At 47.3% G+C, this 14,821-nt stretch carries 11 protein-coding genes; 4 read left to right on the top strand and 7 right to left on the bottom strand.

What is annotated here, in order from left to right; translation table 11 throughout:
* Nucleotides 1-78: 78 nt before the first annotated feature.
* The 3 genes from KO508_RS09185 to dsdC all read left to right on the top strand — a co-directional run bounded on the left by KO508_RS09185 (nucleotide 79) and on the right by dsdC (nucleotide 3,429).
* Nucleotides 79-1,236: an ankyrin repeat domain-containing protein gene (locus KO508_RS09185; RefSeq protein ID WP_216008028.1), complete on the top strand. Its 1,158-nt coding sequence runs from the start codon at nucleotides 79-81 to the stop codon at nucleotides 1,234-1,236.
* Nucleotides 1,237-1,352: 116 nt separating this feature from the next.
* Nucleotides 1,353-1,865 carry a helix-turn-helix domain-containing protein gene (locus KO508_RS19060; protein ID WP_216008027.1) on the top strand — a complete coding sequence of 171 codons (513 nt, stop codon included), beginning with the start codon at nucleotides 1,353-1,355 and terminating at the stop codon, nucleotides 1,863-1,865.
* 643 nt (nucleotides 1,866-2,508) lie between these two features.
* Nucleotides 2,509-3,429: a DNA-binding transcriptional regulator DsdC gene (dsdC, locus tag KO508_RS09175; RefSeq protein WP_216008026.1), complete on the top strand. Its 921-nt coding sequence runs from the start codon at nucleotides 2,509-2,511 to the stop codon at nucleotides 3,427-3,429.
* Nucleotides 3,430-3,465: 36 nt separating this feature from the next.
* Here dsdC and KO508_RS09170 read toward each other — a convergent pair whose 3' ends face one another.
* From KO508_RS09170 to KO508_RS09150, 5 genes are all read right to left on the bottom strand, one after another.
* Nucleotides 3,466-4,926, bottom strand: coding sequence for an N-acyl-D-amino-acid deacylase family protein (locus tag KO508_RS09170; RefSeq protein ID WP_216008025.1), 1,461 nt, complete (start codon nucleotides 4,924-4,926; stop codon nucleotides 3,466-3,468).
* Nucleotides 4,927-4,963: 37 nt separating this feature from the next.
* Nucleotides 4,964-6,295 (bottom strand): TRAP transporter large permease, encoded by a 1,332-nt coding sequence (locus tag KO508_RS09165; protein ID WP_216008024.1) that lies wholly within the window; start codon nucleotides 6,293-6,295, stop codon nucleotides 4,964-4,966.
* A complete protein-coding gene (locus tag KO508_RS19055) occupies nucleotides 6,286-6,750 on the bottom strand; it encodes a TRAP transporter small permease (RefSeq protein ID WP_354668021.1) in 465 nt (154 codons plus the stop codon). The genes KO508_RS09165 and KO508_RS19055 overlap by 10 nt, the downstream gene beginning before the upstream one ends.
* Nucleotides 6,751-6,875: 125 nt before the next feature.
* The gene (locus tag KO508_RS09155; protein WP_216008022.1) at nucleotides 6,876-7,943 is read right to left on the bottom strand and encodes a TRAP transporter substrate-binding protein; all 1,068 of its coding nucleotides are present in this window, start codon (nucleotides 7,941-7,943) and stop codon (nucleotides 6,876-6,878) included.
* A gap of 26 nt (nucleotides 7,944-7,969) precedes the next feature.
* The gene (locus KO508_RS09150; protein ID WP_216008021.1) at nucleotides 7,970-9,331 is read right to left on the bottom strand and encodes a D-serine ammonia-lyase; all 1,362 of its coding nucleotides are present in this window, start codon (nucleotides 9,329-9,331) and stop codon (nucleotides 7,970-7,972) included.
* 368 nt (nucleotides 9,332-9,699) lie between these two features.
* Between KO508_RS09150 and KO508_RS09145 the strand changes: the two genes are divergently transcribed.
* On the top strand, nucleotides 9,700-10,644 hold the full coding sequence (locus tag KO508_RS09145; protein ID WP_216008020.1) for an IS5 family transposase: 945 nt from the start codon (nucleotides 9,700-9,702) through the stop codon (nucleotides 10,642-10,644).
* 124 nt (nucleotides 10,645-10,768) lie between these two features.
* On the opposite strand, the gene KO508_RS09140 is transcribed toward KO508_RS09145, so the two are convergent.
* On the bottom strand, nucleotides 10,769-12,091 hold the full coding sequence (locus tag KO508_RS09140) for a BREX system Lon protease-like protein BrxL (protein WP_216008019.1): 1,323 nt from the start codon (nucleotides 12,089-12,091) through the stop codon (nucleotides 10,769-10,771).
* Between the two features lie 983 nt (nucleotides 12,092-13,074).
* Nucleotides 13,075-14,001 (bottom strand): integrase domain-containing protein, encoded by a 927-nt coding sequence (locus KO508_RS09135; protein WP_216008018.1) that lies wholly within the window; start codon nucleotides 13,999-14,001, stop codon nucleotides 13,075-13,077.
* Nucleotides 14,002-14,821: the final 820 nt, after the last annotated feature.

Here is a 14,821-nt window from a genome sequence, read left to right as displayed (position 1 = left end):
AAAAAGGATGGGTATTATTTGAAGCTTGGGCAAAAGTAAATACAATCGGCGATTTTTGAGCTAGCGGGAAAAGAAGGCATGGAAAAGTTATTCGGTTTTGGGCTGCTTCTGATATTTCTATCAGGCTGCGCCAGTCAAACGTTGAACGAAAGCGAGATCAATATTGCAATAGAAAACAATGATCTCAAGAAACTTCAAGGCTATAGCGACAACCCTTACGTTATCAGTGGTAGCTTAGAGATACCTCGACCGGGTTTTACTGAGTTTTCTAATGCCATGGAAGCGGCTATCTACTTGCGGAATATTGAGGCTGTAGGTTACTTGGCTAGCATTGGCGCGAAAAATAAAGTGTCAGTGCATTATTATCAATACCCTAATTGGCAGCGTACGCCGGCCAATATACCGGCGGCGGAGCTTGCTTGCGGTGTTGGGGCCTTCGAAATTATGGAGCTATTGCTCCAGAAGTACCCGGATGACAAACCAGACTATACTAATTGCCTTCACTACCTTGTATCCAACTACATGTACTACCCCTCAGCTGAGTATCAGTCTGCCAGAAGAGGGCCATATTTCAGGAAAAATGATCCGGCTCTGAGAAGCTGGCGAACTCAAGCCTATCAAGCTCAGGCCGTGCAGAAGGTTATTGGCCTGGGTGCCGCCCACGACAAGCTTCCCACTTATGGCACCGCAATGTACGCGGCGATACTGGATGACCCAGGCAACGCAGTACTAAGCACGCTGCTGAAAAATGGCCTGAACCCGAATCAAGAGTATTCTTGTATGTATTCTGTCGGCACCTGCCGGTTTCTCATTGATATTTCTCGCTATAAAAATGAGAACCTGGCGAGAGAGCGTGCCAAGCTACTGGCAGAGTATGGAGCCGACTTGGATGCGGTGATTGATACTCCCGTAATTATCGGACTCAACGAGCATTCGGGTTTTCAGTATGGACAACAAAGTGTTACGGCTTTGCACATGGCCAAATATTTTGAGAAAGAATATATTGCGGATACTTTAGTTGGGCTGGGTGCGAATAAGGACACTTTGAATAAGAACGGCAAAACAGCAGAACAGTACAGCCTTAGATTTGCGCCCATCGCAGCCGCCCAAAAGCGGGCGGCAAACAAGGCTATGGCCACAATGCGTCAGGAGGAAGGTTCGAACAGTAATGCTGATGGGTCTTCGGTAATGGGGCTAATGCCTGCTGCTGGTTCGCTAATCGATGTGCTGTTGTAATTTAGATGTCACAAATAAGGTTAGTGGCGTATACAAGTATCGCTTTGCTATTCCTTGTGGAGGTGAAGGTCTTTTTCGGTTGACGCTATTAGCTTTAATCATCGTGACCTGCACCCATGGCAAGAAGAACAAGTGCTGTGCTAAGTTCGGTTACCGCAGCTACAAGGCACTGGGCAACGGCGCGCAGCCCAGCCGTGTCTGGCGGCAGGTCAGACCATCATGCTTTTTCAAAAAGATTACAAACCGGCTGTGATAACAATGTAAACGTCCCGCCCTACGGGAAAGGACTACAGACTTGGCTTTCCAAACGCTTGGGGGTCAGTCAGGAAGCTGTTCGTAGATGGTTTAACGCTGAGAGCGGACCTCGGCCTCAGCTGCTCTCACAATTGTCTGCGGTACCGGAAGTGGATGAAAGTTGGTTGGCACTTGGCATTACCAATGCACCCAAATCCTCAAAGCACCGAGCCTATAGTGATAAAGCTGCTGGCGCAGCCTATGTCGGTTTTGGGCTTCTCAGGGCGGCTGGGTACGCGTGTGCTTTTGCCGAGCACAATGCCCCCCCTATGTGTCAGCGTAGATGTCGCCATTTTGTCGCCATCGATACGCCGGCTCTAACACCGAAAAGCTAAACGACTGAAAAAAAAGGAAAATAATGGAGGCGCGGGTCGGAATCGAACCGGCGTACGCGGAGTTGCAGGACGAACTCTATGACCCAACAATATTCATATAATTCAACATCTTACAGACGCTTAATAAAGATAAGTATCGCTCATTGGCGCAACAAATAACCCTTATCGATCAGTAAGTTACGTTTCTATTTTTTGGGTTAATTACTGCTGTCACCCAGCTTCAACCATAAAACCAGGTTGTTCAATTGATCCCAGCCGGCGCACTAGCATTGTGCGCGAGGCTGAGCCAAACCATCATTACACAGAACCTCTGTTGAGGCGCATCTGAACAAAAAGAGCCAAGGCACTATAGGGCCTGTTGACACCGCTGATGGGCTACTACAACCGGCAAAGGCCTCACACGTTCAACGGTGGCATTTCTCCCGTTGCAGCAGAGAAAAACCTTAAAATACTGTCCGGGATTAGTTGACCACTACACCAACCAAGCTGCGACAAGCAGCTTAACCCCCTACTCAACAGGGCGGTTAAAAATGCGGGGATTACAAATTCAACTAGAAGGTGGCATGGATGGATGAAAGGTATTTTGAAATGCCCCCTTATGATACAGTAACTTGATGAATCAAAATGATAATTTGCATAACATATGGATTTAACACTTCTCGGTAAAACTCTTCCCGGCCTTCACTGCTTTGCATGTGCAGCGCAGTACCTAAGCTTCACTAAGGCAGGTGAAGCCATGAACCTGTCTCAAAGTGCAGTTAGTCACAGAATTCGAAAACTCGAGGAGCAGCTTGGCTTTGTCCTATTCAAGCGCTTAACACGCCAACTTGTGCTAACGGAGGAAGGAAAACGACTCTATTCCGTTATACGAGCGACACTTGGTGATGTATCTTCCGAAATCCATTCACTTCAGAATCAGGAGATAGGAGGTACTCTTCAGATTACGGCGACCCCCTCTTTCAGCAGCTGTTGGCTAATGCCCCGACTGTCAGATTTCGTGAAAAAGTACCCAAGTATTTACCTTCACCTGCGAACTAGGAATGACCTAGTCAATTTCAGTTCAGAAAATGTCGATCTTGCGATCTACTATGGTGAGAGGGAACATCCCGGCCTGGTGGTAATACCTTTTCTGGAAGAGAAAGTTCTACCCGTCTGCTCGAAGGATTACGCCGATAATAAAAAGCTTTGGGGGGACCCTGAAGCATTAGCTTCCTGCACTTTACTTCATGATGCCCAACCTTGGCCAAATGCGCAGTATTTTTCGGAGTGGAAAACTTGGTTGGATTTTCTAGGTCTTAATGACGTTGATTGTGAAGGTGGACACAGCTTTGACCGCTCGGAACTTGCATCTGCCTTGGCTGTTCGTGGTGGAGGTATTGCAATGGGCAGGCTGAGGTTGGTGCAGGATCAGTTGAAGTCTGGCGAGCTAGTCGCACCATTTAAGGTGGATCGTACAGCCTCCCAGTCCTACTATTTGGTTACTACGCAGGAACGCAGCCAAACTACTCGTGTGTCTGCGCTCTGCGACTGGTTGATTCAACAAGCCCACCAACAGGAAACCTGAAGCCAGTAGTCCTCAGTATTCAGCTAATATAACGCTCTAGTTAACATGGGGCCTTTTAAGAACCTTGCCCGGGCGACTACCCGTACATTGGCCGTTTTGCCAGACTACCTGGCCATTGACGATCACTAGATCGATACCATTCGCCTTGGAAATCGGTTTTTCGAAGGTGGAGGTATCGATGATCTTGTCAGGGTCGAAAACAGTAACATCCGCAAACATCCCTTCTTTCAGTCGACCTCGTTCAACCAAGCCGAACTGCTGAGCCGACAGACCCGTCATGCGGTGAACTCCCTCCTCCAGTGTCATAAGCTTCTGCTCACGAACATAACGGCCTAATACTCTGGGAAAGGTTCCCCAAAGACGAGGATGAGGGTGTTTGTCTTCTGGAAGACCATCGGAGCCTATCATCGCATCAGGAGATGCCATTATCTGCTTAACATCGCCCTCGTCCATCATGAAATAGATCGCGCCCGCTGGTTGAAGCTTTTCTATCGCTTCTTGCTCATTACATCCAAGTTTTTCAGCAACATCGTCGAGATAGGTTGCGGTAAACTCCGGATGAGGGTCCGACCATGAAATGAGTGTCCTTACCGCATTTTTTACCATTGACTCTTCAAGCACCGTTGAACAAGCATCGTATGGATATACATCGAGCGCAAGGGATTGGTTCGCCTTAGCTTCGCGAATCAACTCAAGTGTTTTCGTACTCTTTCCAAAATTTCTTTTACCCTGACATTTGTGGTGTGAAATAATGACATGAGCATCAATTTGCCGGCCGATTTCTAGCGTCTCCTCAACACTTTCTATAACCTTGTCGGCTTCATCACGCATGTGTGTGGCATAAATACCACCGAATTCCTTAAGAACCTTCGCGACGCCTATTACTTCCTCGGTCGACGCTTTGAAAGCTGGCTCATAGAATAACCCCGTCGAAAGACCGATCGCCCCTTGTTCCATGCATTCCTTTAACTTCGACCTCATAAGAATAATCTCTTCATCAGTCGCAGTTCTATTTAAGTCATCATCCCCCATCACCTCCATTCTAAGCGTGGTATGCCCCACAAGGAAGGCTGAATTAATCGTTGGCTTTGCTCCTTCCACCTTGGCAATAAAAGCTTCCATGGATTCGGCGACAAAAGCATCAGACTTGAACACCAACCTCAGGAGGCCGGGGGGATTTCCTTTGGAAGAGTACGGCGCACCGCTAATGCCACAATTACCACAGATTACGGTTGTGACACCTTGGCTAAGCTTTGGAGTCATATCAGGGCGCAATATAAGGGATGCATCATCGTGGGTGTGAACATCAATGAAGCCTGGAGCTACAACTTTTCCGGTTGCATCTATATGATATTTGGCAGAGGCGCCTTCAAGATCCCCTATCTTAACAATCCGGTCGTCTTTAATTCCCAAGTCAGCCAAAAACTCAGGCCTACCGGAACCATCTATCAATCGCCCATTTATAATAATAATATCAAAGTCATCATATTCGAACATAACATCACCATTCATGAATTATTTAACTGCGTCTGACTCATTGTCCAACCACTTTGCTTCCAAGCATCATTGTCGGCAACCAAGTGGAAAGGGAAGGAATATAAGTTGTAAGCATCAAAACAGGAATCCCAACATAAAACAAATATTTAAGCATGATTGGTGCAACTTTTTGATAAGCAGTACCTGACAACCTTGTTCCAACAAATAATGACATTGCAAAAGGGGGCGTTATAACACCTAACCCGATATTAATAATGAAGATTGCACCAAGATGAACCAAATTAACGTCTAACTCAACCATTAAAGGCAGAACCAAAGGGACAGTCAATATAAGGATAGGGATAGCTTCGATAAACATACCAAGCAATAACAAAAACCCATTCAAAGATAGCAATATCATTTCGGGACTTTCGAATAAACTCAGCATATGGTCGGCAAGCGATTGCGCAGCCCCAGCACGAACAAGATAGCGGCTTATTATACTACCTGAAGCTATTAAAAGGGCAATCAAACCAATTGAAACAGTTGTTTCTAAAAGAGCCGAACTAAAACGCTCTTTGTTGAGATGCTTATATACAAAAAAACCTACAACGATACTGTAAACTACCGCTATCGCTCCTGCCTCATTCGGTGTACATATACCACCATATATACCCACAAGTATTACCAACGGACAGCCTAATGCGGGCAGTGCTTTCCATGTAACACTTTTAAATTTCATCCACCTATCGTGAAAACCTAAAAATTCTTCAGGTTCCGAATCACCAACTTTATCTATGTACTTCGGGGCAATGAAGTAGTTGAGCACAGCATAACCTACTGCGAGAAGAATGGCGGGTATTACGGTAGACAGAAAAACTGCTGCAACTGATTGCTGCGCAACCAGACAGTATATGAGTGCGGGCACACTTGGAGGAATCAAATATCCAAGAAAACTGGCACTGCAGAGTACAGCAGTAGTGTACTCTTTTTGGTAGCCGAGTTTATGTAACCTAGGCACTAGAATTGGGACAAGCGCCGACACACACGGTACCGAGGAACCTGTAAGCGCACTCATAAAAACTGTCGAAATTATAGCAACTAGGGTCATCCCACCGCGAATCTTACCTACAAGTGCGTGGGAAAAGTCAACGATCTTATCAGCAAGACCTCCGGCCGATATAAGGGAACCAGCAAATATGAAAAAGCCGATCGACATCAGCACGTAGCTGTTCAGTGACGCATAGAACGTCCCGATTACAAAGTTATCAGGAATACCGTCAACTGAAAGTCCAATACCTGTAGTAGCAACAAATAACCAACCCAATGGAATTGCAAGCAACATCCCCACCAGAAAAATACAAATTGTTACAAAAATCCCTATGGACATTGTATATCTCCAGCCTTTATTTGTTTTATCAAGCTTAATGATTTCATAAAAATATGATGTGCCGTATGAAATGCACAGAGAGACAATGAAACCAATACGCTTTGTCTAATCCAGCTAGTATTAAACCATGGAACCAGTGTTCCATATTCCGAGTATTTCATTGCACTGAGAAAGATTCTATGAGCCATGGGGATAAGATATAATATCGATGAAAGAACCAATACATTTATTACAATTTTTGAAAAGGCAATAAAAACAACATTTTTTCTTAACAAAATCTCTAGAAAAACATCTACAGAAGTATGTGATTGCTCTCTGGTCGCTATGGCTATAGAGTAAATTAAAGCAGGAATAAAAAGGTATAGAGCAAGATCCCCAATCCACATTATTTCAAAATGAAGTACATACCTGTTTACAACCTGAAAAACAACAAGAAATGAACAAATTATAAGCATCGAAAAACAAAATAGATTTTCAAGAAAAGATATACACCTAATTAAAGCTAAGTATATATTCATGTTTTCGCCTACTGTAGCCAAATACTATTAAAGAAAGGGGGCCTATAGCCCCCCCTTCACCCTTAATCGCTGTTGCGTGAAGAATTATTAAGTTCTTTTAGCTGGCTACGGAGTTTCTCGCTCATGTTCTGATTTGGATATGCTTTCTCAAGCCAGGTATCGGCAAGCTCCTCCCATATCGCGTCAATATTAGAAGCCTCTCTCAGAGCATCTCGCTCTTCACTTGTAAGACGAACGATGGTGAAACCGTCCAACTCCTCAAGCTCTTGAATATAGTTGGATTCTGCTTCTTTATGCAGCTTATGCGAGTATTCCTGAGACTCAGCGGCAGCGCGTTTCACAGCAGACTTAAGATTTTCTGGCAGCTCATTCCACACATCTGAATTGATGGCAACGTTCTGATTATCCCATACAAAGTTAATGTCAGAGTAATAATCAAGAACCTCAGCATGACGCTCATCTACCAAGGATGGCCACATGGTCCAGTTACCATCAATTACTCCACGAGATAGCCCATTATAGATCTCAGACCAAGGCAGCGTTTGCAAGGTCATTCCTGTACCCGCTCCCATTCCCTCAAGAGCGCGTACGAGACCTAATGATCCGGATACCCGGATCTTTAGATTCTTAAAATCTTCGCTCTTACGAATCGGCCGAACAGTATTACCAATACCGTAAGCGCCCTGTGAGACATGCATTAGTGTGTGCATACCTACTTCGTTATAAGCAGTCTCCAAAACTCCATGCAGTGGGCCACCAACACGGTATGCTTCTTCTGCAGCTTCCCAGTTGGAAATGGCCCATGGCATCCAGTTAAGCACTCCTCCCGGTATAATTTTGGCGTATGGAGAGAATATACCAATAGTTATACTTCCATCCTGAACACCGTGGAAGGTTTCCTCATGGGATCCAAGCAAGCCATTTTTATACAACTTTATGTCAATTGCCCCATTGCTATATTCATCAACCTTATCAATAAAATCTTCAATTACTTTATCAGTAATAGGTCGAGTCCAAGGTTGGGAAAACGTCCACTTATAATCAGATGCAAACACATTACTTGAAATCGCTACGAGAGCACCTATCAAAGTAAAGTTTTTTATTGCCATTTTTGTTTTAAATTTAAACATATAATTCACTCCTAGCAATTGATATTTTAGTTATTGCACATCTCGCTCTTATACCGTTCACGGCCATCTTCGTAATACTTCAACCACTCATCCTCTGGGACCATAATGCCTCCAGTAGCCCAAACTATATGAGTCGAATTTTTCATTTTATCGGTAAGACTATAGTGCTGAATGTAATCTGACGAACCTACTGTTTGAAAGTAGCCGTAGAACCCAGCTGCGGCGGAAGGCTCCAATTTTATTTTTTGAGCATCCCATGAAACAGCTAAATATGGATTAAGCCGTTTATCATCAACTGTAGTGATGCCGCTAATAAGTGGCCTCATTGCGCGGCAAACTAGTCCAGATGGTCGACTCACAGCTAAACCATCTGCAGCAGTGAGCCCATCCAATCCATAGTCCCTGGCGCTAACATGCTCATCCAGACCTGTGGCCACACCTAAGAGGACCGCGGGTGCATGTGTCGGTTCTACAAAGACGCAATGAACGTCGTCGCCAAAAACCAATTTCAATCCAAACGTTACACCCCCTGGCCCTCCTCCAACACCGCAAGGAAGATATACAAAAAGTGGGTGTTGCGAATTTACCTGAATTCTTTGAGCATCAAGCTGTTTTTTCAGTCGGCGAGCTGCTACTGCGTATCCTAGGAATAGATCGGCAGAGTCCTCGTCGTCGATGAAGTGACACTGTGAATTTTTGGCCGCGTCCTTTCGAGCTTCAATTACAGCATGTCCAAAGTCAGCTTCGTGCTCAACAACTACAACACCCTTAGATCGCAGGAGATCCTTCTTCCACTTACGAGCATCCGTTGACATGTGAACTGTAACATTGAACCCCAAACAGGCACCCATAATCCCTATGCTCATACCCAAGTTACCAGTTGAGCCTACTGTAATTGAGTAGTTGCTAAAAAACTCCCGGAATTCTTTTGAGGAAAATCTTGAATAATCATCATTATAAGTAAGCAGTCCACTATCTACCGCCAGGCTCTCTGCATGCTTTAGAACTTCATATATTCCCCCTCGTGCCTTTATCGATCCTGATATAGGGAGTTCGCTATCCAACTTGATCATCAGCTGACCGACCGATACAAAGCCGAGATGTTTTTCTAGCTCCGATTGGATTGGTGAAGCGTCGACAATATCAGACTCTATCACCCCGTTAGAAACTTCCGTTTCTGGAAATATTTTCTTTATATAAGATGAAAAGCGCTCTAACCTTTCAGATGCGGCTATTTCGTCGGTATCTTTGAACTCTATAAAACCTCTTGCATCTTCGAATGGAATTTTAAATGAGTTAATCCAAAAGGTTTCTTTGGCAGAAGTAACGTCATCTTCGTTAGGAAAATGATTCGCACTTTTCAACGCCTCAGGCTTTATGTGTTCCATTAACCAGCTCCAGAAAGGATTTTTTTATATTTATAACATATGTATTTGTGACTATTTCTAATCAGCTTATGAACGCCCACTAAAAATCACAAGCGTATTATTTTTGCCCGACCCATTACTCAGATTCATGCATAAAATCCTCATGCAACTAGCGGTGTCGTTGGGACTGTAGAAAAACCCCAAATTAGGCTGTAGTGGTTCAATGATTCCGGACACCAACGTAGGTGGTAATATCGCCACCAATAAGCGAGGTGTCAGATGACCAGGAAACGACGATCTTTTACGGCTGAGTTCTAAGGAGACTCTGAATAAGTCTCGAAATCAGCGATAATACGGCCATCGTCAACTGCACAGGATTCGTTGCCACCATGGATCAGATCACCTTCTCCGAAGCCGAGTACCAGTACAAGAAGCGCAAAACTCGTCGCGAGATCTTTCTGGAACGGATGGACAAGTTGATTCCCTGGAAGCAGCTGGAGAAGAAGGTAGCCCGATATTACCCTCAGGGCCAGACTGGCCGGCCACCCTATCCGTTGCCCACCATGCTCCGAGTTCACTGCATGCAGTTGTTTTATAACCTCAGCGACCCGGCCATGGAAGACGCCCTGTACGAGATAGAATCCATGCGCCACTTCGCTGGCCTGAAGCTGGACCGCTTGCCGGACGAAACCACCATTCTCAAGTTCCGTCATTTCCTGGAGCGCCATGGCCTTGGCAAGGTGTTGTTCAAAGAGGTGAACAAGCACCTGGAGAAAAATGGTTTGATGCTGCGTGAAGGCAGCATTGTGGATGCCACGATCATTTCTGCCCCGAGCTCCACCAAGAATGAGAGCGGCCAGCGCGATCCGGAAATGCACCAGACCAGAAAAGGAAAACAGTATTACTTTGGCATGAAGATGCATATCGGTGTCGATGACACGCTCGGCCTGATCCACAGCATTGATACCACAGCCGCCAACGTCCACGACATCGTGCCCGCTGGCAATCTTCTCCACGGCGGCGAGCAGCGCATGTTCGGTGATGCCGGCTATCTTGGCATTCAAAAGCGGGATGAGCATAGAGATCGCCAAAATGTATCCTGGTTCATTGCCAAACGCCCCGGCAGTCGGAAGAAACTGGACGCCCGTAAACTGAAAGCCGAGAAGCTCAAAGCCAGCGCCCGGGCCAAAGTCGAACATCCGTTCCGGTACATCAAACAGGTCTTTGGCTACAACAAAGTCCGCTATCGCGGCCTGGCCAAAAATAGTAACCGACTGCATTTGCTGGCTGCGTTCAGCAACCTACTGATGGGTGAAAAATACCTGCTGGCGTAGGGCCAGTACGCCTGTTTTCCGCCAAAACGGCGGGAAATGGGCAAAAAACAAACAGAGGGGCTGATCGTGCCTAATTTGCCTTTGAATGGCTTTTTTTCGAGTTGAAAAGCGATTCAGCGAGAAATCAGGCGTTAATCAGACCTTCCTTAAACACCGCATCTACCGGATCCGCATAAAAACTGGCCTGTAATTTAGTAAACAGTTCCCCTGGCACAGTAGGAATATCAGCGGCACTGGTAATCGGAAGCGCTACACGCTTGCCGCCTGCATCAAACGTTACGTGCAAGCACTCAGCAAGGCTTTGAACAGGGTTTACGCTGCCGCCTAGACTCATATCCCCAAGCACCACAGATTGTGCATGTGTTGGCCTAGCCATGATGCCAGAGGCAAAGGCGACCATACTGGGTAGTGCCAGTGATTGGATGGGGCCACCATTTTGTAGATCCACAAGGTGAAGGTGGAAATCGTGCTCTAACACGCGTGAGGCACCCGAGATTCTGGTTATGTTGGCTTTGAAATAATCAAAGGCCATTTTGAGCTGCTCTCGCAAGGGAGGCAGGCCCCACAAACCTGAAGTGGCTAGTTTACCTGTGCCCTTGGTCACCTGTAGTTCGATTCGATAGAGGCTCGGCACACCTTTGGCGCTCACACTTACCAAATTCACCACACCGGGCTTGCTTGGCCCTTCAGAAATCAGCTTGCCGCCGCCCTGCTCTTTCTCCGTCACGAAATGTTCTTCCAAGCTTTCATTGTCAATGTAGCTGAAATGCACATCGTAGAATTCCATCCCGCCGATTTTCTTTAACTGTTCTTTAACGCTGTGACGAACCTCAAGCGCATACTCCAAACACTGGCGCACGGCTTCTTTATCAAACTCCCCTTGTGGGTACAGCAGCTTCAGCTGGCCTGATACCGTTTTGCGTCCCGCAATCACATCACGCTGGTTCAGATTACTGCCAAACTTGAAGTGCCTGTCTATCGCATCCGCAAAGCTGCGCTTACGCATCTCCCGATAGAACTCGGCCAGGTAATCTACGATCAGGCCATAGCGGTTGGTGAAAAACTCCGGCCGCATCTTGGGGATTTCCCAACCAGGGATATCGGTGTGAAAACGATCAAAGAAGGCAGCATCAACCATCGCAGCTGGGAACTGTGCCAGTAGATGGCTGGTTTTCACCAGCGATTCAACGGACTGGTTGATGTTGCCGATAAACACCATGGAAGCACTGGCCTCCATCTGTTCCCGACCACGGGCAAACGATCCCGAGGCCATGTAACCTTTCATTATCTGGATGCCGTCTTTATCTGTTTGTGACGATTCCACAAGCTTCTGACTAGTAATCACCACACCGCCGACTGCCAATCGCAACTGTTCTTGGGCATCACTTCGTGCCCGGGTCTTTGCCCGCGCGATCGAGCCTCCCTGCCCGATTCCCACAAACACCATCGCCTACCACCAGGTTCCCGAATTTGCGTTTGTAAGGTCCACAATGGACGCTCAGCGGTCTTCAGGATCGGTATATCGTTTGCACAGGCCAAGTCAGATGCCATAAATAGAAGACTGACTGTCATGAGAAGAAAACCTCTATTCATCATTCGTCCTCATCTAGCCGGCCCATATCCTCCATCTCATCGGACCTTCCAACATTAAGCGAATTCATGGGCATAGCTGCGTGAACAGAAAGCAGGTGCGTAATCCAGTTCAGCTCCTGCATTGGGTCTTGAACCCCACTCTGCGAATTAGCTCCGCGTTCAGTCCGCTCGACCTTGGCTTTAACCTGGCTGGCTACAATAAATAGCAACCCGGCCGCGAGCATCAACCATGGCAGCATCTTGCGCGCCCGTTTGCGTGCTGTGCCGGTTACTCATTCTAACCACACGGACAGCCTGGTCTGCTGAATCCTTTATCGCAGTCGGCGCAAGAGTCCACGTCGGACGAGAGTCTTCTCCGTCCGATGTTCAGATCAGCTTGCCGGCAACCACGGGAGGTTCGTAGATAGTAGTGCAAGCGGTCATAAAAATGACCAGAGCGAGTGTCACAGAGAGAGAGGAATAGTCAGTTTGAAATTTACCATTTTGCCCCTGTGTCGCAATTGAGGAAGCAGCTTCTATTTTTCTCATGAATCGCGATCTGCCAGCCGGTCACTTCCAAACTGACAAAGAACTACTCATGTGTTTGTGGTGGTCGGGGCGGCTCGCCGGCTCTTCCCATAACTCCCCATAAAAGTCGGATAGCGCTGTCATAATCTCTGGCCGTCGTCGGTGCGAAATCATGAGCCCTATAAAACTCATGGATCTGCCTTCGGCCAATTTGTTCTGGCGCCCTGCCGCACCACTTAATTAACCGGTCTACACGCTGGAGCTGTCGTTTCCGGGCAACTTTCCCTCCTCGACGGGCATGCTGGTGCAGCTTATAAAACAGTTCTTGATTCATGGCCTTCCTCCAATATAGGAACTCAGAACGTCAGTTCTACCGTGTCCCAGTTCGACTGCAATCACTTTTCGTGCAGCCATGTCGACCGCTTTCGATGCCTTGCCGCCACTAAGCGGCGGTAGTTCACCGGTAATATTCTCGTAGAGATCGCATGCGTACCCAGCTCGAAGGTCGTGTAACCCCGTCATCCCGTGGGCCTGGAGAATCTCCCGAATATCTCTCAAGTCTCCCTCACAAAACTGGGACCAAGTTTGATTTTCTGGCACTAAAGAGCGAGCCTCACCTTGAATGTGAGAGGCATGCTCCAGTGACGCCAACTGTTGTTCGTTATTGATCGGCACTTCCCGTTTTCGACCACCCTTGGTGCCGTGAACGATCGTGACTTTTTCACTTTTCTTCGCTTCCATAAAAGCGGCTTTTGCATCGATCAGGCTGCTTTCTTTAGATCGCAAACCAAGGTCTCGGGCCAGACTCGTGATCGCGCGTCCTCGTTCACTCATGGCCGCCATTGCCATGTCGACCAGACCACGGTCTATCGATGCAGGGGTGTTTTCACGCACGTGGCACCGCTGAGGTATTTTGCACGTCTTGGTCGGACTCACAGATGCCCAACTACCTCTTGTGGCCGCTTGCATAACAGTATTCACCGCGGATACTAGGTTCTGGGCGTAAGCTGCAGACAGATCACCTGTCTCGACCTGCCGAGCCAGCGCCTGGCCATAATCAGTGACAAGATTAACTGTAATTTCCTCAAGTCTTCTCAGCCCCCTGTCTTTAGCAAACTTCGAAAAGAGATTGAATCGATCCCCAATGGTGGCTGCCGTCGAAAAACTGGCATTGCCGTCGGCCACCTCCCGATTCATGGCAAAGCGACCGGCTTTGGCCATGTCACGAGTTTTTAAACCAAGATTATTTCCTCTCATAACTGTTTTCCCTGGCTGTTAAGTGATGCGCTGTGCTTCAGGTGCACGCAAACCCTCTGAGAGAAGACGCTTTCAGTGCCGGTGCGTCAGGCCGGAATTCTGGTAAGAGGTGCTTTCCATTGCGGGATCGAGTGCTGTGGCGAGGTAAGTCGCGCGCGATACCGACCCTGTCGCAATAGGACATTGGGTGATACAGCCCCGGCGTAGGCATTGAGCCCCGCGCTCCAGATGGCGCGGCTCGAGCAATAGAAAGGGTGGTTAAAATTGAGAAAATTTGGCCTGAAGCCACGTTTTCGTCCAGTTTCGTCCACCGAAGTTGGCGGCTAATCCCGCGCGTAGCGCGGCCTAGCATTACATCGTTCTAACCTGTCTCTGTGTAAAATGATTTTTTAAAAAATAGTAGAACAAGTGACAATGCCCTAGTGGTGGCCTTGTAAATCAGCCAGAACTATTCCACGCACGGGCAAGTCGAGTCTAAAAATAAACGTCGAGGCTGGTTTGCAACAGCATTGCGACAAAACGCATGCATGTGGCAAAAAAACTGAACGGAAACTCTCCGGGGGATCATCAAATCCCTACTGAGAGGCTGAAACCGGGAGGTCCGATACAGCGGTCTGAAGTGACTCAATGGTGTGAGTTTTTGCGGTACTGCCGATTGGCAGGCGGCTTACCATCTAGTTCGATGGCATGGCCGCAGCTGTTCGAGGCCCAGCTAGCTCTATTCCGCTATGCGTCGCGGACAGACGTCTGACATGATTCTGAGATAACTGGAGCAACTTCGCAAGTCCTGAAAATGGCGGGTTGCCGCTGCTTTTTTTCG

The sequence above is a fragment of the Marinobacter salexigens genome, from assembly GCF_018860765.1.
Classification (GTDB): domain Bacteria; phylum Pseudomonadota; class Gammaproteobacteria; order Pseudomonadales; family Oleiphilaceae; genus Marinobacter; species Marinobacter salexigens_A.
This window is presented reverse-complemented; position numbering and strand designations above follow the sequence as displayed.